The 24,712-nt window shown below is 40.3% G+C and carries 26 protein-coding genes; 13 read left to right on the top strand and 13 right to left on the bottom strand.

From position 1 onward, the window contains the following. Positions 1–151 precede the first annotated feature (151 nt). Both putP and IRB79_RS06965 read left to right on the top strand, forming a co-directional pair. Entirely contained in the window at positions 152–1,615 is a 1,464-nt protein-coding gene (gene putP, locus IRB79_RS06970) for a sodium/proline symporter PutP (protein WP_243507668.1), read from the top strand. A 122-nt stretch (positions 1,616–1,737) separates the two neighbouring features. Then, complete coding sequence (locus IRB79_RS06965) at positions 1,738–2,967, top strand: PucR family transcriptional regulator (RefSeq protein ID WP_243507667.1); 1,230 nt, start codon at positions 1,738–1,740, stop codon at positions 2,965–2,967. Here the strand turns inward: IRB79_RS06965 and IRB79_RS06960 are convergent. The 3 genes from IRB79_RS06960 to IRB79_RS06950 all read right to left on the bottom strand — a co-directional run bounded on the left by IRB79_RS06960 (position 2,941) and on the right by IRB79_RS06950 (position 3,576). Then, complete coding sequence (locus IRB79_RS06960) at positions 2,941–3,096, bottom strand: hypothetical protein (protein ID WP_243507666.1); 156 nt, start codon at positions 3,094–3,096, stop codon at positions 2,941–2,943. The two genes, IRB79_RS06965 and IRB79_RS06960, sit on opposite strands and share 27 nt — an antisense overlap. Before the next feature lie 16 nt (positions 3,097–3,112). Beyond that, the gene (locus IRB79_RS06955; protein WP_243507665.1) at positions 3,113–3,301 is read right to left on the bottom strand and encodes a hypothetical protein; all 189 of its coding nucleotides are present in this window, start codon (positions 3,299–3,301) and stop codon (positions 3,113–3,115) included. Positions 3,302–3,390: 89 nt separating this feature from the next. Continuing rightward, complete coding sequence (locus IRB79_RS06950) at positions 3,391–3,576, bottom strand: histidine kinase (RefSeq protein ID WP_243507664.1); 186 nt, start codon at positions 3,574–3,576, stop codon at positions 3,391–3,393. A 325-nt stretch (positions 3,577–3,901) separates the two neighbouring features. Here IRB79_RS06950 and IRB79_RS06945 point away from each other — a divergent pair, with 325 nt between their 5' ends. From IRB79_RS06945 to IRB79_RS06930, 4 genes are all read left to right on the top strand, one after another. Beyond that, positions 3,902–4,531: an NAD(P)H-binding protein gene (locus tag IRB79_RS06945; protein WP_243507663.1), complete on the top strand. Its 630-nt coding sequence runs from the start codon at positions 3,902–3,904 to the stop codon at positions 4,529–4,531. Positions 4,532–4,555: 24 nt separating this feature from the next. Beyond that, on the top strand, positions 4,556–6,154 hold the full coding sequence (locus IRB79_RS06940; RefSeq protein ID WP_243509287.1) for an FMN-binding glutamate synthase family protein: 1,599 nt from the start codon (positions 4,556–4,558) through the stop codon (positions 6,152–6,154). A gap of 224 nt (positions 6,155–6,378) precedes the next feature. Continuing rightward, on the top strand, positions 6,379–6,756 hold the full coding sequence (locus tag IRB79_RS06935) for a hypothetical protein (RefSeq protein WP_048010370.1): 378 nt from the start codon (positions 6,379–6,381) through the stop codon (positions 6,754–6,756). After that, complete coding sequence (locus IRB79_RS06930; protein ID WP_243507661.1) at positions 6,753–7,256, top strand: endolytic transglycosylase MltG; 504 nt, start codon at positions 6,753–6,755, stop codon at positions 7,254–7,256. Before IRB79_RS06935 ends, IRB79_RS06930 begins: the two co-directional genes overlap by 4 nt. Before the next feature lie 192 nt (positions 7,257–7,448). Here IRB79_RS06930 and IRB79_RS06925 read toward each other — a convergent pair whose 3' ends face one another. The 6 genes from IRB79_RS06925 to IRB79_RS06900 all read right to left on the bottom strand — a co-directional run bounded on the left by IRB79_RS06925 (position 7,449) and on the right by IRB79_RS06900 (position 13,655). Next, positions 7,449–8,231, bottom strand: a complete 783-nt coding sequence (locus tag IRB79_RS06925) for an alpha/beta fold hydrolase (protein ID WP_243507659.1) — start codon at positions 8,229–8,231, stop codon at positions 7,449–7,451. Between the two features lie 15 nt (positions 8,232–8,246). Continuing rightward, positions 8,247–8,528 (bottom strand): GNAT family N-acetyltransferase, encoded by a 282-nt coding sequence (locus IRB79_RS06920; protein WP_243507657.1) that lies wholly within the window; start codon positions 8,526–8,528, stop codon positions 8,247–8,249. 311 nt (positions 8,529–8,839) lie between these two features. Further along, on the bottom strand, positions 8,840–9,448 hold the full coding sequence (locus tag IRB79_RS06915) for an ankyrin repeat domain-containing protein (protein ID WP_243507655.1): 609 nt from the start codon (positions 9,446–9,448) through the stop codon (positions 8,840–8,842). A 58-nt stretch (positions 9,449–9,506) separates the two neighbouring features. Beyond that, entirely contained in the window at positions 9,507–10,730 is a 1,224-nt protein-coding gene (locus IRB79_RS06910) for an amidohydrolase (protein ID WP_243507654.1), read from the bottom strand. A gap of 26 nt (positions 10,731–10,756) precedes the next feature. Continuing rightward, positions 10,757–11,995 carry an amidohydrolase family protein gene (locus IRB79_RS06905; RefSeq protein ID WP_243507652.1) on the bottom strand — a complete coding sequence of 413 codons (1,239 nt, stop codon included), beginning with the start codon at positions 11,993–11,995 and terminating at the stop codon, positions 10,757–10,759. A gap of 82 nt (positions 11,996–12,077) precedes the next feature. Next, positions 12,078–13,655, bottom strand: coding sequence for a glutathione ABC transporter substrate-binding protein (locus IRB79_RS06900; RefSeq protein ID WP_243507650.1), 1,578 nt, complete (start codon positions 13,653–13,655; stop codon positions 12,078–12,080). A gap of 285 nt (positions 13,656–13,940) precedes the next feature. On the opposite strand from IRB79_RS06900, the gene IRB79_RS06895 reads away from it, so the two are divergent. The 7 genes from IRB79_RS06895 (at position 13,941) to IRB79_RS06865 (ending at position 20,683) form a co-directional block, all read left to right on the top strand. Next, positions 13,941–14,843, top strand: coding sequence for an ABC transporter permease (locus IRB79_RS06895; protein WP_243507648.1), 903 nt, complete (start codon positions 13,941–13,943; stop codon positions 14,841–14,843). Between the two features lie 22 nt (positions 14,844–14,865). Continuing rightward, positions 14,866–15,786, top strand: coding sequence for a nickel ABC transporter permease (nikB, locus tag IRB79_RS06890; protein WP_197249156.1), 921 nt, complete (start codon positions 14,866–14,868; stop codon positions 15,784–15,786). A 20-nt stretch (positions 15,787–15,806) separates the two neighbouring features. Beyond that, the gene (locus IRB79_RS06885) at positions 15,807–16,823 is read left to right on the top strand and encodes an ABC transporter ATP-binding protein (protein WP_243507646.1); all 1,017 of its coding nucleotides are present in this window, start codon (positions 15,807–15,809) and stop codon (positions 16,821–16,823) included. Between the two features lies 1 nt (position 16,824). Further along, a complete protein-coding gene (locus IRB79_RS06880) occupies positions 16,825–17,820 on the top strand; it encodes an ABC transporter ATP-binding protein (protein ID WP_243507644.1) in 996 nt (331 codons plus the stop codon). Between the two features lie 93 nt (positions 17,821–17,913). Next, complete coding sequence (locus IRB79_RS06875) at positions 17,914–18,684, top strand: sensor histidine kinase (RefSeq protein WP_243507642.1); 771 nt, start codon at positions 17,914–17,916, stop codon at positions 18,682–18,684. After that, positions 18,681–19,373, top strand: a complete 693-nt coding sequence (locus tag IRB79_RS06870; protein WP_243507640.1) for a response regulator transcription factor — start codon at positions 18,681–18,683, stop codon at positions 19,371–19,373. The genes IRB79_RS06875 and IRB79_RS06870 overlap by 4 nt, the downstream gene beginning before the upstream one ends. Continuing rightward, a complete protein-coding gene (locus tag IRB79_RS06865; RefSeq protein WP_243507638.1) occupies positions 19,370–20,683 on the top strand; it encodes an SLC5/6 family protein in 1,314 nt (437 codons plus the stop codon). Before IRB79_RS06870 ends, IRB79_RS06865 begins: the two co-directional genes overlap by 4 nt. A 109-nt stretch (positions 20,684–20,792) precedes the next feature. Here IRB79_RS06865 and IRB79_RS06860 read toward each other — a convergent pair whose 3' ends face one another. Genes IRB79_RS06860 through allB form a run of 4 tightly spaced genes read right to left on the bottom strand, consistent with a single transcriptional unit; the run spans position 20,793 to position 24,692 of the window. Beyond that, positions 20,793–21,167, bottom strand: coding sequence for a cupin domain-containing protein (locus IRB79_RS06860; RefSeq protein WP_243507636.1), 375 nt, complete (start codon positions 21,165–21,167; stop codon positions 20,793–20,795). 26 nt (positions 21,168–21,193) lie between these two features. Continuing rightward, complete coding sequence (gene allE / locus IRB79_RS06855) at positions 21,194–21,958, bottom strand: (S)-ureidoglycine aminohydrolase (protein ID WP_243507635.1); 765 nt, start codon at positions 21,956–21,958, stop codon at positions 21,194–21,196. A gap of 25 nt (positions 21,959–21,983) precedes the next feature. Continuing rightward, positions 21,984–23,246, bottom strand: a complete 1,263-nt coding sequence (gene allC / locus IRB79_RS06850) for an allantoate deiminase (protein WP_243507633.1) — start codon at positions 23,244–23,246, stop codon at positions 21,984–21,986. A 54-nt stretch (positions 23,247–23,300) separates the two neighbouring features. Continuing rightward, on the bottom strand, positions 23,301–24,692 hold the full coding sequence (gene allB, locus IRB79_RS06845; RefSeq protein WP_243507631.1) for an allantoinase AllB: 1,392 nt from the start codon (positions 24,690–24,692) through the stop codon (positions 23,301–23,303). Positions 24,693–24,712: the final 20 nt, after the last annotated feature.

Genomic DNA, 24,712 nt, shown 5'->3' with positions numbered 1-24,712 from the left:
TAAAATTATTTTTCTTCCAAAACAATAAAATATGGCTATAATAATAAACAACCATTCATGATTTCTAAGTAATGAGAAAGCAAATCCACTGCTTTCTCATCGCTTATTTTATCTAAATATTTTGTTAAACTAACAAAAAGGAGGCTTACAAATGGATTATGCATTAATTATATCCATTACCGTGTATATGATTGGGATGCTTTGGATTGGCTATTATGCCTATAAACGGACTTCCAATCTATCAGATTACATGCTCGGCGGACGAACACTGGGTCCTGCAGTAACTGCTTTAAGTGCGGGTGCATCCGATATGAGCGGCTGGCTGCTGATGGGACTCCCAGGAGCCATGTATGCCACTGGCTTAAGCGCTTCCTGGATTGTCCTTGGCTTAACTCTCGGGGCATGGGCGAACTGGATCTATGTTGCGCCAAGGCTTCGCACATATACTGAGGTAGCCAATGATTCTATTACGATTCCCGGTTATCTAGAAAACCGCTTCGGGGATGCTTCCAAAATCCTGCGCCTGATTTCAGGATTAGTTATCTTAATTTTCTTTACCTTTTATGTATCATCAGGCATGGTATCCGGTGGAGTATTATTCCAAAGCACTTTCGGGCTGGATTACCATACAGGTTTATGGATCATTACAGGTGTTGTAGTAGCATATACGCTATTTGGAGGATTTCTTGCGGTTAGCTGGACAGACTTTGTTCAAGGTTTGATTATGTTTATCGCCCTCATTCTTGTACCACTAGTAACACTTTTCCATGTTGGCGGATTTGGGCCGGCAATTGATACTGCAAGAACAATCAATCCAGCTTTCCTTGATGTCTTTAAAGGGACAAGTCTATTAGGCATCATTTCCCTTTTTGCATGGGGCCTTGGCTACTTTGGCCAGCCTCATATTATCGTCCGTTTTATGGCTATCAGTTCTGTTAAAGAAATCAAGAAAGCCACCCGCATTGGGATGGGCTGGATGATTTTCTCGAGTATTGGAGCTATGCTGACAGGTTTCGTCGGTATCGCATATGTTGCTGATACAGGCATTTCAATAGACGACCCTGAAACCATTTTCATCCTACTTGGCGAAGTCTTATTTCACCCGATCATTACCGGCTTTTTAATCTCGGCAATTCTCGCAGCTATCATGAGTACCATCTCATCCCAGCTGCTTGTAACATCAAGTTCATTAACGGAAGATTTATATAAAACATTCTTCCGCCGCTCAGCGACAGATAAAGAACTAGTTACAATAGGAAGATTATCTGTATTGCTGGTTTCTATCATTGCATTGATTATTTCATGGGAGAAAAATGAAACGATTCTAGACCTTGTGGGGTATGCATGGGCTGGTTTCGGATCCGCTTTCGGACCTCTTATCATTCTTAGCTTATATTGGAAGCGCATGACAAGATGGGGAGCATTAGCAGGAATGATTGTTGGGGCAAGCACTGTAATAATTTGGTCTCAAGCCGGATTATCTGATGTGCTTTATGAAATGATTCCAGGCTTTGCTGCCAGCTTAATTGCCATCATAGTGGTAAGCCTTCTAACTGCAAAGCCATCTGCAGAAATCGAAAAACAATTTGCTGACTTTGAAAAATCCTTAAAATAACCTAAACTTATCAGGACTGGGCCAAGAAAATGCCCGGTCCTTTTTCTTTCTGCAAAATTCGAGTGGTGCCTCCCATTATTTTTCACTATAATAAGAACAGCAATGTTTAGGAGGGAGCCTTAATGAGCCAGCCGCTGGAGAAAATCCTTAATATGGCAGATATTGATGAGATCACAGAAATGGTCAGCACTTTTTTAAAGAAGCCCGTTGTCATCGAGGATGAACAATTCTCGCTGCTGGCCTATAGCTCGTATTATATTGAACATTTTGATTTGGCGAATCAGCAGACTATATTTTCGAAGAGATGGCCCATTCCCATTTTGGAGAAATTCATGGATGAAGGCATTGTTGATCAATTAAAGACAATTCCTGAGCCTTTTAGAATTAAGAAAATGGAAGAAATCGGCCTTAACCAGCGCATAGTGGTAAGTGCAAAATATAAAGAGCAGATACTGGGTTTTATATGGGTTCAGGAATTAGAAGGCTCTCTATCAGAAAGCGAAATGGACTTTCTGCATGATGTTTCCTTCCATATTGGAAAGCTATTATATCAGAAAAACCTGAAAAAACTTCGCAAAGAAGAAGAAAAACATCAATTTTACCAAAAGATTATTGATCGTACCTATCAGACGGAAGATCAGATCAAATGGGAGGCCGCCAATGTTAAGATCATCCTCCCGGAGGCCTATATAATCAATGTATTTACTGTCGTGCAGGCAGATGAAGAGATATTTGCGGAATTAAATGAAACCGTTCGGCTGTTCGCGAATGCCCTCAGCCATCCAGCTCACATATTTACAAACCAGCATGAAATTATCGTCATGATCGGCAGCAGCTCCCCTGCACCTGGCAGCCTATCAGAAGACGCACATGAATTAACCAATACCGTTCTTAGCCAATTCAGATCGCAGACTGTGTATGCAGGGATCGGAGGAGAATATTCCTCCATCCTAAAACTGCGCAAAAGCTATGCAGAGGCTCGGGAGGTCATCAAAGCCGCCAAATTCATTGGATCACCTGAAGAATTGCCTTATGAATATAAAAAGCTATGGGTATTCCGGTATTTAGAACCTATTGCTCAGCATAACAGCCTGACTAAATATGTAAATGAAGACCTTATGAAGCTACAGAAAAAAGACCTGGAAAGCCAAACCAGCCTGCTGAAGACGCTTGAAGTATATTTATTGAACAACTGCCGCCTTAAGCCGACTGCGGAACAGCTTTTCATCCATACAAATACATTAAAATACCGAATGAAACAAATTACAGATTTAACATCCATCGACTTTGATGACTTTAACACAAGATGCCAGCTGTACATTGATTTACAGCTGCTTAAGCGGAAGAAATAAGAGTGCTGGGTGGATGAAGCGATTCATGAAGCGCATGGCGACCATTTTTCTCTTCGCTTCCTGATTTTCGGCTTCATGAAGCCCCCATGGCGACCATTTTTCTCTTTGCTTCCTGGTTTTCGGCTTCATGAAGCATTCTCATCCATCACCGGCTTCTAAACTTACCTGGATTATCAACTCTAATAGAAACAACTTCTCCGCAGCTTAAACAAAAGCGATAGATTTTCAAAGATCCAGCGGAGAGTTTTTTATTTAATGGTTTAACCGGCATGAAGTCGGTGCCTTCCGCAAATTCCGTACCTTTGCATCTTGGGCATTCCTTAACATGATTCACCTCTATCAACTCCTTCAGCTTATATACGAAACCGAATGGTAAAAGTTCCAAAAAGAAATGCCTGTCCCCTTTCCAGGGAGCAGGCATCTTTATTGTTCTTCTTTTTCCGGCTTGAATAAAAAATATGAGATGACTCCTGATAATAGTGCTGCACCAGCTGCTATCATAAATCGGATCAGCATATCTATTTGCTGATAATCTTTATTAAGCATCCACATTGCAGCTGCAGCTACAAGAATCATAATGGGGATGACAATAAGCTTCCTATTTTTCAAGATTTTATTACTTCCTTTCGCGTCGTGCTAATCATAACTTATTATATAAGAAATAAACAAAAATAGATATCGTTCATGAACTGGGCAAAGGTGCAGCCATCCACACTGCAACTGGGGCCTTCACATCAGATAAAAGAAATTCTTGGCCAAAATTTTATATGCGGCGATCTCTGCTTTGGGCATGCAGGGCAATGTACATTCATAGTGCAAGTGAAAGCGGAATCATCCTATACCAGCGCGGTCCTAATGGGCCGCTTTTTTGTTTGCCTAATTTTGGTTTTAAATAAACCCTATGTGGAAAAAGGGTAGAAAAGGAGGCGTTAGCATGAAAGTGATTGTAATCGGTGCCAATGGAGATGTGGGTGAGCATGTAATCAGGAAGCTCGCAGATAGGAAGCTTGAAGCTCTTGCCGTTGCCGCAAATGAAAACCAAATTGAAGATCTTGTAAAACTTGGTGCAGCCCATGCAATTGTTTATGACGAGCAAAAGCTAATCCCCCATCTCCAGGAATCAGATGCAGTGATTTATTTAACAGGCGTCAATCCTAAAAAACATACGAGCAAAACAGTCATGGTCGATCACCAATCTATTTCAGATATCATCCAATTGGCACAAAAATCCGATGTCAGACGATTTGTGATGATGAGTGCAGTCAAAGCGGAGGAAAGTGAAACGGACCCTTCCCGCAAGATTGCGGCGAAGGATCTTCCAGAAGATATGCTTAAAGCTGCCGATCTGGTCTACACGGTTATCCGGATTGGCCAATTAACTGACAAGCCCGGAAGCGGAAAGATTACCCTGTCAGAGAAAATCCATGATCGGGATGCTGAGATTCCGCGTGAGGACGCAGCCGAAGTTCTGGTAGAGTCTATTGATAAAGAAGCTATCTTTAATTCAACCATAGAGGCAGCCTCTGGCGACACCGCTATCCGTGAAGCCCTAAGCCAGTTTTAATAGAAGGAGGATAAAATGAGTTTAATAGATTACCTTGTTATTGCATTATTTCTATTTATTGCATTCGTTATTTTTGTACCAGTTATTCTATTTATTTATTGGTATGTAAAAGATGACAGGCAGAAACAGCACTCCATACTCAGAAACTTCCCTGTAATTGGGAAGGTGCGATACATCACAGAAAAAGTAGGGCCAGAGTTAAGACAATACCTATTCAATAATGATACAGAAGGCAAGCCTTTTTCGAGAAAAGAATACCAGGATGTTGTCAAAGCCGGCAAATACAAAGAAAGGTTAATAGGATTCGGCTCTATAAGAGATTTTAATGAAGAAGGCTTCTATATACGCAATACCTTGTTCCCTAAACTCGTTGATGAAATGAAGGTGGATAATACACAGAAAGTTAAAACACGAGTTTATAAAGTGGATGGAGACAACCTGTTTTCAAGAAAGGAACACAGCGAAGAAAAATTGGCCAATCCTTACTATCTGCGGGATGAAGATGCGGTTGTGCTTGGAGAAAAGACCTGCCGGCAGCCATTCAGAGTCAAGGGACTTGTCGGCCAATCGGCCATGAGCTATGGCTCTCTTGGCGAAAAGGCGATCACTGCCCTTTCAAAAGGTCTTGGCCTTGCCGGAGGCACCTGGATGAATACCGGTGAAGGCGGTCTGTCTCAGTACCATTTGGCCGGAAGCCCGGATATTATTATGCAAATTGGCCCTGATATGTTCGGCGTCCGAAAGGCAAACGGGGAATTTTCATGGGAAGAATTTAAAAAGAAAAGTGAACTGCCTGAGGTAAAAGCCTTTGAACTAAAGCTTGCGCAGGGTGCGAAAACCCGCGGCGGCCATGTTGAAGGTGAAAAAGTAACCGAAGAAATTGCCAGTATCCGGCTTGTAGAGGTTGGCAAAACGATTAACAGTCCAAACCGTTTTTATGAATTTGATGATGCCCCTTCTATGTTCGACTTTATTGAGGAGCTCCGGAGTGTAGGCGGAAAACCTGTCGGAATGAAAATAGTGGTAGGCGATCTTGATGCCCTTGAGAACATGATTTCCTATATGAAGGAGAGCGGCAAAGGCCCTGATTTTATTACAGTTGATGGCGGTGAAGGCGGAACAGGCGCTACTTATCAAGAGCTTGCAGACAGTGTGGGCCTCCCCATCCAATCCGCCCTGACTGTTGTGGATGAAATGCTGAGAGAGTACGGAGTCAGGGACCGTGTAAAAATTATCGCTTCCGGTAAATTAATCACTCCTGATAAAATTGCCATTGCTCTTGCGATGGGAGCGGATCTGGTCAATATCGCCAGGGGTTTTATGATCAGCGTCGGCTGCATCATGGCCCAAGTCTGTCATACAAATCACTGTCCTGCAGGGGTTGCGACAACCGACAAAAAGCTGCAGGATGGATTGATTGTTGATGAAAAGCATTACCGTGTCTGCAACTATGTCATCTCTCTAAGAGAAGGACTATTTAATCTTGCGGCAGCTGCAGGAATCGATAATCCGACTCAATTCGAAAGAAAACACATTGTTCATAAAGATAAATTCGGCAGAGTCTCTCCTATTGAAGATATACTGCATGCAGCCAAACGCGCACAGCTGCAGAAAGAAAGCTGACAAACTGATGCCTGGTCCCGTATGGACCGGGTTTTTTGCCCTCTTATTTCTTTAGCTAATAAGCAAAAAGATTTACCATCCGCTCCTTTTTCTTACATAAAAACGGGACTATCGTGTTATTTTGAGGTTATCATTCGAAATCCCCCGGCAATAAAGGTATAATTTAGTTTGGTAAAAAAATAGATACCTAGAAAAAATGTGTTTACATAAGGGAGGATTTTAGGATGGGATGGGTAATCGCCATATTATTTGGTTCAGCAGTCGTGCTGCTCATTTTATCGTTTTTAAAAACGGCGCAATCCAAATCAAATATTGAGCAGCAAATCGATCAGGTTACTTTTACATTAAAAAATGAAATTCATGAACTGCAGCAGCAAATCAGAAATATTGAATTGGATGCTGAGATTACAGCAAAGCAATCCGGGGCAATGAGCGGGCCATCAGAAGAAAGACTATTGCTTCGCGAAGTACTGGATATGCATAAACGCGGATATTCGAATGAAAGCATTGCATTAAAAAAACAGCTTACACCTAACGAGGTCGACCTGATGCTCCTGCCTTATTCAGCAAACAAAGGTGAAAGGAGCATGGTTGCCCAATGACACCCAATACCTTGCGCAGTTTTGCAGCAGGCCTTTTAGCGGCGGCCATCTTGACAGGAAGCGTCTACCTTTTTGGACCTTCTGAAGCAAAGAGTACAGAAAAGCCTTCTGAGAAGACAGAGAAAGCAGAAAAGCTGTCAGATAAAGAAATGATTGAATTGCTCGCATCTAAAGGCTACGTCGTCAACACTGAAGCTGAATGGAGCAAACAGCTCGCTGCCGCAGCAAAGTCCAGCGAGAAAAAAGATGAAAAAGCAGAAGAGAAAACTGAGGACAAAACTGGCGAAAAAGTTGTTTACAGGACTATTTTAACCGTATCAATGGGAATGACCAGCATTGACGTGGGGAACGCGCTTGAAAAAGCCCATATTATTGAAAGCGGAGTCCAATTCTATAAAGATGTAGAAAAACGGGGCCTTGAGAACGATTTGCGTCCCGGTACGTTTGAAATAGAAAGCGGAATGACGACAGACGAGATCATTTCGGTTATTTTTAAGTAAGAAAAGCTCCTTTTCGGGTGAAAAGGAGCTTTTTTTCTGTATTTCAATCGCAAAAATGATTAATTTGGGGTCACAGGAACCTTTATGTGCGCATAACGCCAATTTATGTGCGGATAAGATTTTTTATGTGCGTATAACACAAATTTATGTGCGGATAGAAATATTTATGTGCGCTCAAAAATCAGAAACTGCTTACTCTTTCAAAAACCTGCGAATAATTTCGGCGAGTTCCTGTGGTGCTTCGTACATGCTCATATGTCCGGCAGCTTTAATGGTCATTTGCTTAATATTAGGTCCTTCAACTGCAAATGACTTTTCAGGCGGGACAATCTGATCTTTGTCTCCAGCGACAAGTAATACCGGGAGCTCAGTGCTCTTCAAGACATGGCTGCGGTCCTCACGCAGTTTCATCGCTTTCAAGGCAGCCTTTGCACCTTCAGGTCTTGTACAATAGCCAATCTCTTTCGCCATTTGAATTTCTTCTGGATGTTTCTCACCGGGTGCAAAGAGCTTGGGCACAAGTCCATCAATAAAGGATTCAATTCCCTCTTTATCAATTTTGCCGGAAGCTGCGTCTCTTCCTTTCTTTCCTTCTTCTGAATCAGGGCTGGCTGTTGAATGGACAAGAGAAAAGGATTTCAGCTTGTCTTCGTATGCTTCAGCAAATGCAAGAGTTACATAGCCGCCCAATGAGTGGCCGATAAGAGATATTTTATCCAGCTCCATCTCATCTATAGCCTCTTTGATTACTTCAGCCATCTTCTCAATTGATGGGTCACCGGCTGGCAAACCTGAACCCCCATGTCCTGGAAGATCCACCGCAATGACTCGAAAGTTCTCCGCCAAAACGGGAATCACCCCTGCCCAGTAATCTTTGCTGCCGCAAAAACCATGCAGCAATACCAGCGGCTCACCTGTGCCTTCATCATAATATGAGATGGCTGTTCCATTTACTTCTTTTATTTTTGCGTGCATTCAGAAAAACCTCCTTTATTTCGCGAGTAAATCCTGATATTCGCTCTTCCGGTCAAAAACAGCTTTTGCATATGAGCAGGCAGGCACAATCTTATATCCTTTGCTGCGCGCCTCCTGAACGACACTTTCCAGCAGTTTTCCTGCAACTCCCTTACCGCGCAGGGATTCGCTTACATATGTATGGTCTATGGTTATGACCGAATCGCCGCTTGGAATATAGGTGATTTCGGCAATCATGTCCCCTTTCTCATCATTTATAAAAAAACGGTTTTCTTCTTTTTGTATATCTGTATTCATCGCATTTCCTCCTTTATTTAAATATGTCCTTATACTTGATGTTAACATACTGTCTTCAGAATTATTTGAATATCCTTTCCTATATCTTCCCTGCTTAATAAAACTTTTAAACTTTAGTTTTCTTGCGGGTACTTAATATGCTTTTACATTGGCCGCTATTGCTGCTGAGGGAATCAACTTTCAAGGACATCTTTATGAATCAAAAGAAATCCCTTTCTGCTATCAAACAGAAAGGGATTTCTTTACCTTAAATGTTATCGGACTTTATTAATATAATTGTATTATAAAATACTTCAGACCTTACTATGCAATTACTCTATACCAGCGGTAAATAAAATATCCTCTATTTCTCTGTATCCTTTTCTTCTGGCAAGCTCAATCGGTTTCACACCATATTGGTCTGTAAGGTTTGTATCGGCTCCGTGTTCAAGCAATAACTTTATGATGGCCTGCTGGTTTTCTCCTCCATCATTCAAAACAATTGCTTCAATCAAAGGTGTCCATCCGCAATAATTTGTATGGTTTACGTTTATATCTGTAGACATTAAAAGCTCCCGAACTACTTCTATATGTCCCTTTTCACAGGCTGGAGTAATACCCACCCCGCCAAATCTAGTTAAGAGATTAATATCAGCACCTGCGCTTATCATCATTTTTACTAACTTCAAATCACCATGAATGCATCCATATAAAAATGGGTTTAAGCTGGTTTGATCTTGAAGATTAATGTCTGCCCCTGACTCCGCCAGATAATGAACCATATCATAATGCTTATTTATCGAAGCAATCAGTATGGCAGTTCGTTTTTTCTTATCCTGCAGATTGATATTAATGCCACTCTCTACACATGCTTTCAAACATTCAAGGTCACCTTTCCCGGCTGCTTCAAAGAACATTAGGCCATCATCAATTTTTAGCATCTGATCCTCCATATCTTCTTTAGATATATCATTTAATTCAGGAAACCCTTTAACACTCCTATGTTAGCTGCCCCGCGACAACTTTCCCTCTAAAAATTACCGCTTCTCTCTTAGGTGTTCTCGCAACTGCTTCTGCCGAACACGAAGCATTGACAAGTACCAAGTTTGCCTCTTCTCCCTCAAGCGGCCAACTCATCTCTCCATCCTTGTTTAATGGAACAGGACCCCCAGTGGCCCATTTTAAGGATTGTGCCAGAGATATTTCATCGCTCTTACGATAAAGCTCACCATATCTTGTGACTTTTTCCAGCAGATCTCCATTCCCGAAAGGACCCCAGGAATCATAGAATCCATCGCAGCCCAGATAAACATTTACACCTTTCCTGTCTAAGAGTTCAATTGGTGGAAGAGATTTTGTTATAGGAATAGTGGACATGATCGAAATTCCAAGCTCACTCAATCTTTCCGCCATTTCTTCTGCTTGCGGAACTGGTACTTCCCCTAAACAAAATGCATGGCTTACAGCAGCACGATTGTGCCACTTTACTTCTTCTATCATTTCAGCAAATTTATCAATGGTATATAATCCTGCATGTCCGCCATCATGTAAATGGATATCTATATCTGCATCAAATTCTGTACTCAGATTCATGACTTCATAGAGTGACTTTTCAATGTTGCGGTCAATTCCTGCAGGATCAAGACCTCCTACAATGTTGGCTCCAGATCTCATCGCTTCTTTCATGAGAGGAATTACATGTTCCCTTAATAGACCGTGTTGAGGGAAAGCTACAATTTCGAATGTCAGTTTGTCGGAATAGTCTTCTAAAGCTTCTCTTACGCCTTCCAGGTTCTTCAAGCCTATATAGGGATCAATATTTACATGGGTACGAATATGAGTTGACCCCTTAGAAAGGAGAAGCTCAATCATTTTGCTTGCCCGCTGTTTGGCTGTAGGCGCCAATTCCTCAAGCTCCATTGCTTCATACTGTAAACGTTCTTCTAAATTTTTGACCGGCCTGCAAGCCTTCCAATCAAGAGAAAGATAGGTCTTATCAAGATGGTTGTGCATCTCTTTAAAAGATGGCACAGCCAGAAATCCTCTTCCGTCCAACTTTTTTTCATTCTCGGAAATTTTATAACTGCTGCTCTGTTTTTCTATTATTTTTCCATCTTCAATTTTTAAATGAAAGAGTTCCGTTGTTGTTGTATAAGCTCCATTGTCATCCTGAAGATATCCTGTTTCAAGCTTAATATTTGTTAACCAATAGGAAGTTGACATTATATTTCCTCCTTTTTGCTCTTAAGTTATGAATTTATTATGTTTAGTTCAGTTCGTTTGCTTTCAACCTTCTTGCCTTTGAAAAATAATGTTTCAGCCGTTGCTCTTCTCGCAATTGCTTCTGCTGAACATGTCGCATCAACAAGCATCATTGTCGCATCGTCCCCGACTTTTGGCCAAACCCGTTCACCAGCTTTATTTAGGGGAGTAACCCCGCCAGTTGCAAACTTCAAGACAGATGATAAAGAATATTCATCAATCATTCGGAACCTTTCCGCAAGAGTTCCCAGTTTCTGTATGGTGTTTCCTGTTCCAAACGGAGACCAATGATCAGTGATGCTGTCATGCCCTACTGAAACGGGAATACCATAACGATCAAGTGCAAGAACAGGAATAGTTGTACGATTAATTGGAATGGTAGTGGTCACGTCAATTTCTTGCTCTTTCAATATTGCCGCCACCTCAGCCAATGCTTCTTCGGACAGGTCGGCTAAAGCAATTCCATGGCTAATCGTTGCTCTTCCTGCCATTCCTGATTCTCTTGTATAATCTGCCATTCTCTCGAATGTAAAAGCCCCCAATGAGTTAGGATCATGAAGATGGATATCGACTCCCTTATTATGTTCTGCTGCAATTTCAAATATTGTATTTAATGACTTTTCAATGTTCCTGTCCACTGTAGCTGGATCCACACCGCCAACTAGGGTGGCTCCATTTTTCATAGCATCCCGAATTAACTGCACAGAACCGCTTCTCAGCAGCCCATGCTGCGGAAACGCAACAATGTCATATGTAAGGACATCTTCATATTTTTTTAGTGCATTGACAGTAGCTTCTAAGTTTTTCAGGCCAATTACAGGGTCAACATTACAATGTGTGCGAATATGAGTATGGCCATTTTTTAAATACAGCTCTATCATTTTTTCAGCGCGTTCTTGTGCGGTTGGGAGAAGCTTCGGCAAAAGTTCTTTTTCCTCTTCTAATCTGGTGAAAATGCCGTTTGTGATTGGTGTGCAGGCTTTCCATGGGCCACCGTAATAGGTTTTGTCAATATGAATGTGCATATCTCTTAAAGAAGGAAGTACAAGTTTCTGTTTTGCATCGAATTGGTTTTCATTAGAACCTGGGGCAAGTTGTGTGATTTCTGCAATTTTCCCATCATCGATTTTCAAGTGGCAAATTTCAGTGCTAGTGCCTGTAATTTGTTCATTTTCGTAGATGAATCCTTTTTCTAGCCGAACATTTGTAATCCATAGAGCTGTCATTCTGATTCCTCCTAAAATTGAAAATGAAGGAAAAGCACTTTTGCTTCAAAAGTACTTTTCCGTTTCACTTTTTAATTTCTATTTACTTAATTACTGCATCATCAATCATAAGATAATTGGCAGCATTCAGCCAAAAGCCGCTTACATTTTGACTATGGGCAGCCATATGTTCATAGTTTCGAATCGGAATATAAACCGCATCCTCTAATTCCATTTGCATCACTTGTTCATAAAGATCCTTGCGCTTTGCTTCGTCAGTTTCTCTTCGTGCTTCTTCGATGATTTTGTCTACCTCAGGATTGCTGTAATAGAAATGGTTTCCAGGAGGTCCCTGTGAGGCAGTATGGAATAGGTTATACTGATTATAATCTCCATCGCCTGTGGCATTTCCCCATCCGCCAATGAATAAATCATGCTCAGATTTATCAATCGTATCGATATATGCTCCATATTCCATCACTTGAATATCTACCTCAACGCCGATTCCCTTTAATTGGGATTGAATAACTTCAGCCATATTGATCCGTTCTTTTCTATCGCTTGTCAGTAATTTAAGCTTAAGCCCGTTTTCATATCCTGCTTCTTTTAACAATTTTTTCGCTTCATTTAAATCATAATTATAAGGCTTAACATTTTCACTGTGGCCAAAAACCTTTGGACTCATTGCTGCATTAGCAAGTGTCCCTACATTGTTATAAACCCCTTTTATAATTGCTTCTCTCTCGATGGCATGGCTGATTGCTTTTCGGACTTTAACATCATTCAATGGTGTCTTTTTGGTATTAAACCCGATATATTCAACTGCAAGCCCCTCTGCCCGGAAAAGCCCCATCGAATCAGAAGCTTCAATTCGTTCGATTTCCGTAACAGGCACCTGATCATTAATATGTGCTTCTCCAGTTTCAATCATAGCCAGCCGAGTCGCATCTTCTGGGACCACTTTAAAAACAACCCGGTCAATACTTGGCTGTTTTCCCCAATAGTTTTCATTTTTCTTCAAGGAAATTTCCTGGCCAGTTTTCCAATCTTCAAAAACAAATGGGCCTGTACCAACAGGTTTCTCTGCAAGTGTCTCTTGGTTTTCAGTTAACGCCTTTGGACTTATGATGCTGCCTTCGCTGCTTGCAAGAATTGAAAGCAGTGGAGCATATGGGTAATCAAGCAATAATTGTACTGTGTATTCATCAATTACTTTTACTTCATTAATCATCGCGAATTTCTCACGCTGAGGTGATCCAGTGTTTGGATCCAGCAAACGGTCAAAGGTGGCCTTTACTGCTTCTGCATTAAACGGAGTACCGTCATGAAAGGTTACTCCTTCTTTTAGCTTAAACTCCCAGGTCGTATCATCAATGACATTCCATTCTGTTGCCAGCAGCGGCTGAATGTTCATATCTTTATCTGGCTCTACTAAAGTTTCGTATACTTTTTGATAAATAATATTTGCAGAAGGAATGTCTGTAATAAAGTGAGGGTCTAATTTTGTTGCATCTGATAGACGGACAACTGACAAGGTGCCCCCATCCTTTTTCCCTTCGGATTCAGTACCGGCGTCCTGTTCTGTTTTTGTTTGTGTAGAACAAGCTGATACAAACAGCATCATTAAGCTTAAGCAAATCATCAGTAATCCCTTCGGAAAGTGCTTTCTATCTTTCTCCATTTTTCTCTCCCCTTTTTTTATAAAAAATTCCGATAGTAAATCAATGTTCACCATCCCTCCATAAATGCTTATCTGCATTATAGAAGATGATGCATTTAGATATTTACAGAATATTTACTTGATTTTTAAATATTTTGACAACTGTTTTAAAAAATATTTACTTTACAGGTAATTTTGATAGTTTTAACTAAACATCATTCGTTTTTATACCATTCTTCTTTTGAAAGGAGGAAGACTGACTTTTAATTTCAGGTACTACTACAAAATCTTTAGGGGGGAAATAAGATGACAGTTCAAGTAAAAACGGAGCAGCCTAAAATTGCTCAGAGGACATTTATTGGCCCAGAGGAATCTAGAATAAAAGATTTTCTTTCTATATTGATACAAAATAAAGCTGCTTTAGTTGGGGCCATCATTATTATTGTTTATCTATTAATGGCGGTATTTGCACCGCTGCTGGCTCCATATAGCCCATACGAAATTGATTTGGAAAATAAGCTGACTCCTCCATCTGCAGACCATTGGATGGGAACAGATGATAAAGGAAGAGATATTTTAAGCCGGATTCTTTATGGTTCAAGGCTATCAATGGGGGTTGGATTTGCCGCTGTGTTATTCGGAGCATTTTTCGGAATTATTTTTGGTCTTGCAGCTGGGTATTATGGCAAATGGGTTGACACCATTATCATGAGGATGATGGATGTTATGCTTGCATTCCCAGGGATTCTTCTTGCCCTAGCCATTATTGCAGCACTGGGTCCAAGTCTGATTAATGTGACCATAGCAGTAGGAGCTTTTTCTGTACCTTTATTTGCCAGAATTGTCCGCGGATCTACTTTAGAAGTAAAGCGCCTTGAATATATTGATGCAATACGCTCGCTTGGCGCCAATGATTTAGTCATTATTTTCAAGCATATTTTTCCAAACATACTTTCACCCATTATTGTTCAAGGGACTTTGCGATTGGCTACTGCCATTCTATCAGCTGCAGGATTATCATTCCTTGGCCTTGGTGCACAGCCCCCTTCACCTGAATGGGGGACTATGCTTAGCAGCGGACGAGATTTCTTATTCTCAGCACCGTATATTGCCCTATTTCCTGGTCTCGCTATTTCCATTCTCGTCCTTGGGTTTAATATTTTTGGGGATGGTTTGCGTGATGCTTTTGACCCTAGGATGAAAAAATAAAAGCTTTGAGGAGGTTACATCTATGCTGATGTTTATATTACGCCGGATTTTACAAACAATCCCGGTTATTATTGGAGTTACTTTTGTTGTCTTCTTCATTATGCAGCTCGTTCCAGGGGATCCTGCAGTACTTCTTGCAGGTGAAGGCGCCTCAAAAGAAACAATTGAAGCTATTCGTGAACAGCTTGGATTAAACCAGCCTTTATATATCCAGTACTTTGAATATTTAACAAATGTGTTTAAGGGTGATTTAGGTGTTTCCTTAAAAAACAGCCAGCCTGTTCTTGATGAAATATTGGTAAGACTGCCAATTACCATTGAACTTGCCTTCTTTAGCATCATTATTACAATCGTGCTGGGGATGGCAGCAGGAATTATTTCAGCTGTTAAACCTTATTCATTGACCGATGTCAGCGTCATGCTTGTCGCGCTCTTAGGAATTTCACTGCCAAGCTTCTGGTTTGGCCTCATGCTTATGTATTTCTTCTCTGTTAAGCTTCAAATTTTACCAGTTGCCGGATGGGACAGTCTGCTCCATGTCATCTTGCCAGCTGTTACTCTTGGAGCAGGCGGTGCAGCAATTGTCGCAAGGATGACCAGGTCGAGTATGCTGGAAGTTATTCGCCAGGATTATATTCGAACAGCACGTGCAAAAGGGCTTCGCGAACGAATCATAATTTCTAAACATGCATTAAGAAATGCACTGATCCCAGTGATTACGGTTGTGGGACTTCAGTTTGGCGCACTCCTTGGCGGTACAGTATTGGTTGAATCCATCTTTGCTATTAATGGCCTCGGAAGAATGATTGTTGATGCGATAAGAATGCGTGATTTGCCAATGGTCCAGGGAGGAGTATTATTTGCCTCACTTATTTTCGTAGTTGTGAATTTATTCGTAGATGTCTTTTATCGGTTCTTCAATAAACGCATTGAGCTAAATTAAGTTAAGGGTGGTGACTGGCTGTGAAAGAAAGAAACAAACCAATACTGGAAGTAAAAGGTTTAAAAACACATTTCACAACAAAGCGGGGAGTCAGTAAAGCGGTTGATGGCATCGATTTTACTGTGCATAAAGGGGAAACGCTGGGAATTGTAGGGGAATCCGGATGCGGGAAAAGTATGACTTCCCTCTCCATTCTCCGTCTTATTCCTTCTCCTCCTGGAAAAATTGCTGGGGGTTCCGTTTATTTTAAAGGAAAAGATTTAGTAACAATGTCAGAGGATGAAATGAGGAAAATTCGCGGGAATGAAATATCAATGATTTTTCAGGAGCCTATGACTTCCTTAAATCCTGTAATCCCAGTTGGAGAGCAAATTGCAGAAGCTTTAAGGCTACACCAAAAGATGGGAAAGAAAGCTGCGTGGGATAAGTCAGTTGAAATGCTTAAGCTTGTAGGTATCCCGTCTCCTGAAAAAAGAGCGAAGCAAGAGCCATTCCAGTTGAGCGGCGGGATGCGCCAGCGTGTCATGATTGCTATGGCTCTTGCATGTACACCAGAGGTATTAATTGCAGATGAACCAACGACCGCCCTGGATGTTACAATTCAAGCGCAAATACTGGAGCTGATTAAAGACCTGCAAACAAAGATAGGAATGGGTGTTATCATGATTACCCACGATTTGGGAGTTGTGGCAGAAACATGTGATAAGGTTGCTGTTATGTATGCCGGAAATATAGTCGAGCATGCTTCTACAGAGCAAATCTTTGCCGAACCCAAGCATCCTTATACCCAAGGGCTTTTGAACTCATTACCTAAAATCCATGAAGATCAGGATGAGTTAATTACGATAGATGGCAGTGTCCCCAGCCCTTACAATATGCCTGCTGGATGCCGGTTTGCCTCTAGATGCCCTTACGCGGAAGATATATGCGCCACACATCAGCCTGACCTTTTTTCCCATTCTGACGATGTTAAGGTAAGATGCTGGAAATATACAGACAAGTGGACTGGCAAAAGAGATAAAGAAGGGGTTGTCTAGCATGGAAACGACAGCAGAAAAAAATATCATCTTACAAGTAGACAATTTAAAACAATACTTCCCGGTTAAAAAAGATTCTATTTTCAAGCCAAAGGCATATGTAAAAGCGGTAGACGATATTTCATTTCAGCTTTTTGAAGGGGAGACATTAAGTATAGTTGGAGAGTCCGGATGCGGCAAATCAACTACCGGACGTGCAATTTTAAGGCTTGATGAACCTACTGATGGAAAGGTTCTTTATATGGGGAAAGATATTTTAACGTTAAATAAAAAGGATATGAGAAAACTTAGGGGTGATTTGCAGGTTATTTTTCAGGATCCTTTTGCCTCTCTTAACCCCAGGCAAACGGTGAAGCAAATTTTGAATGAAGCAATGGCCATTCAGAATGTGGTTGAAAAATCAAAACGAAAGGAAAGAATGCTCGAACTGCTTGGTTATGTTGGACTTCCTCCAGAAGCGCTTGAAAGATACCCGCATGAATTTAGCGGCGGCCAGCGCCAGCGTATTGGGATTGCCAGAGCATTGGCCGTTAATCCCAAATTAATCATTTGCGATGAAGCTGTATCTGCTCTGGATGTATCAATCCAGGCGCAAATTCTCAATCTATTAAAGAAGCTGCAAAAACAGTTTAAACTGACCTTTCTTTTTATCTCTCATGACCTTAGTGTCGTCAGGCATATTTCAGATCGGGTTATGGTGATGTATCTAGGGAAAGTAGTCGAAATCGCTGAGAAAAAAAAAATGTTTGATTCTCCGCTCCACCCGTATACAAAAGCGCTGCTATCTTCTATTCCAGTTCCGGATCCAACTTTAAAAAGAGACCGCGTCATATTAAAAGGAGATGTTCCATCACCGATTGATCCTCCTGGAGGCTGCAGGTTCCATACACGCTGTCCTTTTGCTGTAGAAAAATGCAAACAAGAAGAACCCCCCCTAAGGGAGCTAGTTAATAATCATTTTGTAAGCTGCCATATTGCTGATACTCTGCCAGTTTAATACAAATACCTCTATTTTGTATAAAATGTTATATTAAAAAAGGGATAGGTTCTTATACCTCCCTTTTTTAATACTTAAGGAGAAACGAATCCCATGCTGCCTATTGAATCATTCTCCATTTATATTATGTTTTGCGTTCTGGTTCCGCTGGCGGGAGCCTTTACCTTGCTATTTTTATTTGTTTTTGAAAAAAGAATTGATTTACTTGAGAAGCAAAAACGTGAAATAGCGTTAGAAAGGGAACTTCAAACAGCTTTATACAATCAATTAAACCAGGAGATTCAGCCTCATTTCTTTTTTAATACCTTAAATTCAATCCTGGCTCTAGCCAGGCTGGACCGTAAAACCGAATTAATACGTTCCATTGAAACCCTTTCAAAGCTGCTAAAATTTAAATATCGAACCATAAATAATTTTATTTCGATTGAAGATGAGCTTACTTATGTAAATTATTATTTGGAGATACAAAAAACCAGATTTAGAGACCGTCTTCATTACGAAATCCATTTGGACAACTGTGTGAATAAAGCCATTATTATTCCCTTTTTAATACAAACTCTTGTTGAAAATGCTTTCAAGCATGCCTTTGAAAGACATATTGGCGAGGCCTTATTAAAAATAAAAATAATAAAGATCGAATCAGCGATTCATGTTTCTGTGTGGAACAATTCTTTAGAGAACTATGAAACAAGTCCCCCGGATGGAGGGCTGGGGCTTGAGAATATAAAACGAAGACTTGAACTATTATTCCCCGATGATGAAACTTCAGTTCAATTAACAGATCAGGAGGATGGAACAGCTGTTTTGGCTATATTTCCCCACGTTATTATGTCAGAAAAATTGGAAGGAGAAAGTATGCAATGAATATCTTGCTTGTAGATGATGAACTTATAGAATTGGAACAATTGGAATATCTCATTAAAAAGAAATTCCCTAATTGGATTCTTTTTAAGGCTCAGGATGCCTCTCAGGCTCTTCAAATTATTAAGAAGCATGACATCTTTCTCGCTTTCCTTGATATTCAGCTCCCAGGCAAATCGGGATTAGATTTAGCTATGGAGCTTTCCTCTGCTGGTGATATTGATTTAATCATGGTTACAGCTTATCAAAACTTTGATTATATCCAAACGTCACTCCGGCTTGGAGTGATAGATTACATTACAAAGCCCGTTATTGAAGAAGAGTTAATGAGCGTTTTGGGAAGGTATGAACGAATTAGCAGTTACTCTGAGCAAATTGTAAAGGCTTTGCAAATTATTCAAAAGGAATACAATGAAAAACTTACTTTAAGTTATTTAGCATCAAAAATTCATATTAATTCAGCCTATCTGAGCAGGAAATTTCACGAAGAAGTAGGAATGGGCTTTTCGGAATACTTAAACGACTTTCGGTTAAAGCAGGCACAAAAAATGCTGATTGAGAATCCTGATTTAAGCATTAGTACGATTTCGGAGAAGTGCGGTTTTAACAGCCAGCACTATTTCAGCCAAATATTCCGGAAAATGACAGGCCAATCACCCAGGGATTACCGCTTGAAGGAGACTTCACAATGAAGAAAACCGATTTTCAATACTATATTGGCGGAGCTTTTCAGCTGGGAATCGGTTTTGGTGTTGTTAGCCTTTTGTCCAGATGGGTAACAGGCAATACCATTCTCTCATCGCCAGAAACAATAATTAAGTATGGGCTAACCGGAGGGATCGGCTATTCCCTTATGGGTGCTCTTGCACTAATTTTATTTGGAATATTAGCAAAAAAGATTCGAGATCGGTTTCATGACCAGCAAACAATAGGTGATGTCTTGCGCCAAAGATTGACTCCACTTGGTTACTGGTTCATGATTTCTATTCTTCTCGTGATAAGTTTCCATTCTATATTTGTTCAGGCTATGGGTGCAGGAATCCTTCTGCACATGATTTTTCCTCTGCCTGTTTTTTCTGGAATGGTTTTCTTTTTATTGTTTTGTTTTTTTATTGGGGGAGCAGGGGGCATACATAGAATCCATCAGCTCGCAGGCATCAACGTCGTGCTTATATTCAGTGCAGTCATCATTATCCCTGTTTACTTTTATATCCAGGAAGGTGTATATCCTGTTTATGAAGGAATTAAATTATATCATCCATACATACTTTATGTTAAAAATATGGAAGCTATTTGGTTTATTTTAACAGCAATTTTAATTGGATTTGGACAAGTGATCATTGATCGCGCCACATGGCAAAGAGTTTTTATTATAAAAAAAGAAAAACTGCGCATGACTTTTACGTTAGCAGGTTTAATATGGGCGACTATTCCTCTTGCATTATCGTCTTTGATCATGATTATTATTTTTGGAAGAAGCTATGATTCCATTTATTCCTTGTTATTTGAGCTTATTGGAAAAATCAATTCAACTTTGCTTATTGTCTTATTTGTCTTGTTTTGCTTTAGTGCCATTTCATCTGCAATTAGTGCAGAATTACATGCAATTGTCTCATTAATAATTAAAAATATTGTCGGTATGCTCCGCCCCCTTAACAATAAAGAAAAATGGAGATTCACATATCTTTTTTCCGGAGCTATATGTTTATTATTGCTTTTTATCGTAAGTATTTTGCCTCCATCCCCTATTGAACTGCTGTTTTTTTTCGGTAATATTTATGCTTCCATGATCGTTCCAATGCTGTATATTATACTCGGCAGTAAAACCTTGCCTGCTCTTATTCCCCTTGCATCTGTTATTGGGACTGCCGGGGGCTTTGCAGCTTTGCCTATTATGGAAAATCTTCTTACGATTTGGATCAGCTTTTCCCTATCTAGCTTTCTTTGCTTAGGTTATTTCATTTATAATCTATTAAGAACGAAGCTTACTGTGAAAGTTTAGCCGGGTGCTGCTTTATTGTGTATATAATTGTGTTTAAAATTTACATATCGCTCTCTTCCCGAAATCTGGCAGAGAGCGATATGCTTTTTATAAGTCTGCAGCCTGCAAGTTAATATCTTGTTATATCCATTGGCAAAGAACCTGCAGCAAAACCAACAAATAAAAACCTATCCTTCCCTGTATTCCGCATTCCATGAATTTGGTTAGGCTTAGCAAGGATCACCATGCCTTTTCCTATTTGAATTTCATTCTCCAAGTCAGGAAAGTAGGTTCCTGTTCCCTCAATACAAACCCACATATCATCTACATTTGAGTGAGAATGCAAGTATACCTCCTGTCCTGGTTCCAGACACCAAACAGCTCCTACCGTTTTATCTGTTTCATAAAAGTAATTCTTTTGCGGCTTATCAGGATCAAACTTTGCAATTTTATCGATTTCAAAGATTCTTTCCTCCATAATCTGCTGAATGTTTGACACTGTCATTTCTCCTCTCCTAAAAATTTTATTTTTTATAATTCCGCATCCCTATTGCAATCCTTGGAGTAGACATATGTTAAATTCTCTCTCCCCACAGCATACGCAGCCTGGTGTACATAAGGGCCCATAAATATATAATCCCCTTTTTTGACTGGAATCCACTTATTATCGAGATTATACATTCCTTCCCCGGAAAGGATATATGCTCCGTGTTCTTGAACATGTGTTTCAATAAACGGGTGGCTCGCAGCAGGATCGAATGAAAGGATATGGAAATTCATATCAAAATCCAAATCAGCAGGCAATAGATCTTTAATGTTTACATTGTGCATATCATCGTAGTTTCTAAATTCAATTCTATTTGCATGTCCTGATATAACCCAGGGTTTTCGCCCTTCAAGAGGGCGATATTTCTGCTTGTATAAAAAGAGCTTAGAGTCCCCATCACCCATATTTTCCAGATACAATTTCATTCCCGGCGGACAATAAAGGTATCCGCTTTCCTCCAAGATAAATTCTTTCTCGTCTGCAGAAGCCTTTATTTTTCCCTCTAGTATGTAAACAAAAGTCTGTATATCCTGCTGGCCGCAAAAACCTTCTAAATTTCCTCCTCCTTTTTTCACTGTCACATAATAGTCGACAAAGCTTGCCCCAAGCTTAGGAGAACCTAAGATAGAAATAATGCAATTATGAAACCCAGGAATAACATTGTTCACTAATCCTTCAGGTGCGATTAAGGCATACTTCCCATGTTCTATTACAGACCTGCTTGATAATAAATCTTTTGGATAGCCCATTCATAAACTCCCCTTTTCATTGCTATTATTTATAAGCTAGTTCATATAAAGTGCCGATCAGTGCTTTAACTCCCTCAGCTAAATCATCCGGATGAGTATATTCATCAGGGTTATGACTAATGCCTTTTTCACTAGGTACGAATAGCATAGCCGTTGGAATGAAGGGTGCAAAAATTTGTGCATCATGGCCTGCACCACTATGCATTACTTTATAGCTCAAGTTTTTTTCCTTGCACTTATTTTCAATCAATTCTATAATTTCCGGATCCATTGGGACTGGATCCGTATCGAGCCATTTTTCAACGGTCGTTTCAACCCCATGCTCCAGTGAAATCTCATTTATTTTTTTTATGAATCTATCAGTAAAATGGGAAATCATATTTTTATCAATATGGCGCAGGTCTAAAGTAAATGTAGCTTTTCCTGGTACCACATTCGCAATATTGGGTGAAATATCAATCCTGCCAACTGTTGCTACCAGCGGATCACCATATCGCTTTGCCATATTAAGTGCTTCATATATCATATGGCTGGCAGCAAATGAAGCATCTTTGCGATATCCCATTGGTGTCGTTCCAGCATGATTTGCTTCACCGTTTACTTCAATTGTAAAGCGCCTTTGGCCAACGATGCATTTCACGATACCAACAGACTTTTTCTCAGTTTCAAGGATATTTCCTTGTTCGACGTGGACTTCAACGAATACCTTCAAATCCTGGCGCGGAGATTTTGTTTCATCCCTATAGTTAAATCCCGCCTCACATATAGCTTCTGAAAAAATTACTCCATTTGAATCAGCAAGATTTTCAACATCCTTTTTATATGTGCTTCCTGCAATATTCTTTGAACCCCAAAAGCAATAAGGAAATCTGCTTCCTTCTTCTTCTGCCAGTGAAACAACCTCGAGATTACGTTTTGGAGTTCCATAACGTTCTTTCAAATAAATTAATGCCAGAATCCCAGCCACAATACCATATTGGCCGTCATACAACCCGCCATTTTTCACAGTATCTATATGGGATCCTGTTAAAACGGTTTCTGCCTGATTTACTCCCTTCAGTATTCCGCTAAGATTTCCAACTTCATCAAACTTTACTTCCAAACCCTCAGTTTCCATCCATCTCTTCAAAGCTTGCTGAGTATCCCTCCATTGTTGGGAATAAAGAAGACGGGTAATTCCTCCTTCTGGGTCCTTTGCAAATGAACCCAGCCATTCAAGCCTTTTCACAATATTTTTTGCTAAATTTTCATATTCAAGTTTCCCCTGCAAATTGATTAAGTCTGTCATCCCGAATTCCCCTATCTAAACTTTCTGCGGACATTGAATTCCTTCTTTTTGATTTCAGATCAAATTCAAAGTTTCGGTTCCATTTTTTAACTTTAAGGCTTTTCCGAGAGGTTTCCCAACAATCCCCTGATCCAAATCATATACAACCTTGCCGCGAACGAGGGTTTTGGTTACCCGGCAATTAATCACCCTCCCAATGTATGGGCTATGCTTATGCCGATAATATAGTCCTTCCTCCTCAACAACATAAGAACGATTGGCATCAACTAAGATGATATCTGCATCCAATGAAACAGCTAATTCTCCTTTATTAGGAATATTAAATCGCTTAGCCGGATTAGAAGAAATCATCCTTGCAAAATGAGCTATTGGCAGATTTCTTTTCAAAACCGCTTCATCAAACATTAAATCAACGTTATTTTGACACCCTGTGATTCCTCCCCACACTTCGAAAAAATTATTTGAAGAACTATGCTTCATTTCAGGCGGGCATGGTGAGTGATCTGACGTTAACATATCAATCTTGCCTTCTATTAACTTGTCCCAAAGCTTTTCTTGTTCTTCAATAGTTCGCAGTGGAGGAGAACATTTGGCAGCCGGCCCAATCTTCTCAATCTGTTCAGATGTAAGCATAAAATAATGGGGACATGATTCAAGGGACACATCCTGACCCTGGATTCGGGCATTAATAATTTCTTCTACTGCTTCTGCGCTGCTAATGTGCACAAAATGAATAGGGCATTTCGTTTCTTTTCCAAGATAAAGAGCGCGTTTCACTGCTTCAACCTCTGTAAATACTGGCCGTGAAAGGACATAATCTGCGGCAGCTGTCCTGCCCTGTGCCATTAACTCTTCGCCTAAACGATCAGTAATTTGGGCATTTTCCGCATGAATCGATAAAATTTGGCCTAGTTTAGCAATCCTTTTCATCCCCGCATAAAGGGTATAATCATCCACATTAGAAAAATCATCGGGGTTATCCGTTCCACAAGTGGACATAAAGCATTTATATGCGATAACTCCTTCATCTGATAGCTCTTCAAGCCTTTCAATATTGCCTGGAACAAGTCCGCCATAAAATGCATAATCGATATAATTCTTCCCCTTGGCTGCTTCTGCCTTTAATTGCAGTGTGTTCTTGTCTATCGTAGCCGGAAGGGCGTTCAAGGGCATATCCACATAACATGTAGTTCCTCCTGCTGCCAGTGCTTTAGTTCCAGTTATAAACCCTTCCCACTCTGTTCGGCCTGGCTCACAAATATGCACATGAGTATCAATCATTCCAGGCATAACATATTGCGAAGATGCATCGATGATCTGCTCAGCTTCATGGTCAATAGTTTCCTCAATCGCTGCAATTTTTCCATTTATAATTGCGATATCATTCTTTATTACCTCGTCTTTAAGAACCACATTGCCGCCCTTTATAATCAAATCATATATCATCGCATTTCTCCCTCTACTTT

This window comes from Cytobacillus oceanisediminis (assembly GCF_022811925.1).
Lineage (GTDB): Bacteria > Bacillota > Bacilli > Bacillales > Cytobacillaceae > Cytobacillus > Cytobacillus oceanisediminis_D.
The sequence above is the reverse complement of the archived record's forward strand: the minus strand, read 5'-3'. Positions and strand labels throughout refer to the sequence as shown.

What these genes read in the sequence shown, in the direction of transcription:
- putP (WP_243507668.1), top strand. Translation starts at nt 152, where the DNA reads ATGGATTATGCATTAATTATATCCATTACCGTGTATATGATTGGGATG.
- IRB79_RS06965 (WP_243507667.1), top strand. Translation starts at nt 1,738, where the DNA reads ATGAGCCAGCCGCTGGAGAAAATCCTTAATATGGCAGATATTGATGAG.
- IRB79_RS06960 (WP_243507666.1), bottom strand. Translation starts at nt 3,096, where the DNA reads ATGAAGCCGAAAACCAGGAAGCAAAGAGAAAAATGGTCGCCATGGGGG.
- IRB79_RS06945 (WP_243507663.1), top strand. Translation starts at nt 3,902, where the DNA reads ATGAAAGTGATTGTAATCGGTGCCAATGGAGATGTGGGTGAGCATGTA.
- IRB79_RS06935 (WP_048010370.1), top strand. Translation starts at nt 6,379, where the DNA reads ATGGGATGGGTAATCGCCATATTATTTGGTTCAGCAGTCGTGCTGCTC.
- IRB79_RS06930 (WP_243507661.1), top strand. Translation starts at nt 6,753, where the DNA reads ATGACACCCAATACCTTGCGCAGTTTTGCAGCAGGCCTTTTAGCGGCG.
- IRB79_RS06925 (WP_243507659.1), bottom strand. Translation starts at nt 8,231, where the DNA reads ATGCACGCAAAAATAAAAGAAGTAAATGGAACAGCCATCTCATATTAT.
- IRB79_RS06920 (WP_243507657.1), bottom strand. Translation starts at nt 8,528, where the DNA reads ATGAATACAGATATACAAAAAGAAGAAAACCGTTTTTTTATAAATGAT.
- IRB79_RS06915 (WP_243507655.1), bottom strand. Translation starts at nt 9,448, where the DNA reads ATGCTAAAAATTGATGATGGCCTAATGTTCTTTGAAGCAGCCGGGAAA.
- IRB79_RS06910 (WP_243507654.1), bottom strand. Translation starts at nt 10,730, where the DNA reads ATGTCAACTTCCTATTGGTTAACAAATATTAAGCTTGAAACAGGATAT.
- IRB79_RS06905 (WP_243507652.1), bottom strand. Translation starts at nt 11,995, where the DNA reads ATGACAGCTCTATGGATTACAAATGTTCGGCTAGAAAAAGGATTCATC.
- IRB79_RS06900 (WP_243507650.1), bottom strand. Translation starts at nt 13,655, where the DNA reads ATGGAGAAAGATAGAAAGCACTTTCCGAAGGGATTACTGATGATTTGC.
- IRB79_RS06895 (WP_243507648.1), top strand. Translation starts at nt 13,941, where the DNA reads ATGACAGTTCAAGTAAAAACGGAGCAGCCTAAAATTGCTCAGAGGACA.
- nikB (WP_197249156.1), top strand. Translation starts at nt 14,866, where the DNA reads ATGCTGATGTTTATATTACGCCGGATTTTACAAACAATCCCGGTTATT.
- IRB79_RS06880 (WP_243507644.1), top strand. Translation starts at nt 16,825, where the DNA reads ATGGAAACGACAGCAGAAAAAAATATCATCTTACAAGTAGACAATTTA.
- IRB79_RS06875 (WP_243507642.1), top strand. Translation starts at nt 17,914, where the DNA reads ATGCTGCCTATTGAATCATTCTCCATTTATATTATGTTTTGCGTTCTG.
- IRB79_RS06870 (WP_243507640.1), top strand. Translation starts at nt 18,681, where the DNA reads ATGAATATCTTGCTTGTAGATGATGAACTTATAGAATTGGAACAATTG.
- IRB79_RS06865 (WP_243507638.1), top strand. Translation starts at nt 19,370, where the DNA reads ATGAAGAAAACCGATTTTCAATACTATATTGGCGGAGCTTTTCAGCTG.
- IRB79_RS06860 (WP_243507636.1), bottom strand. Translation starts at nt 21,167, where the DNA reads ATGACAGTGTCAAACATTCAGCAGATTATGGAGGAAAGAATCTTTGAA.
- allE (WP_243507635.1), bottom strand. Translation starts at nt 21,958, where the DNA reads ATGGGCTATCCAAAAGATTTATTATCAAGCAGGTCTGTAATAGAACAT.
- allC (WP_243507633.1), bottom strand. Translation starts at nt 23,246, where the DNA reads ATGACAGACTTAATCAATTTGCAGGGGAAACTTGAATATGAAAATTTA.
- allB (WP_243507631.1), bottom strand. Translation starts at nt 24,692, where the DNA reads ATGATATATGATTTGATTATAAAGGGCGGCAATGTGGTTCTTAAAGAC.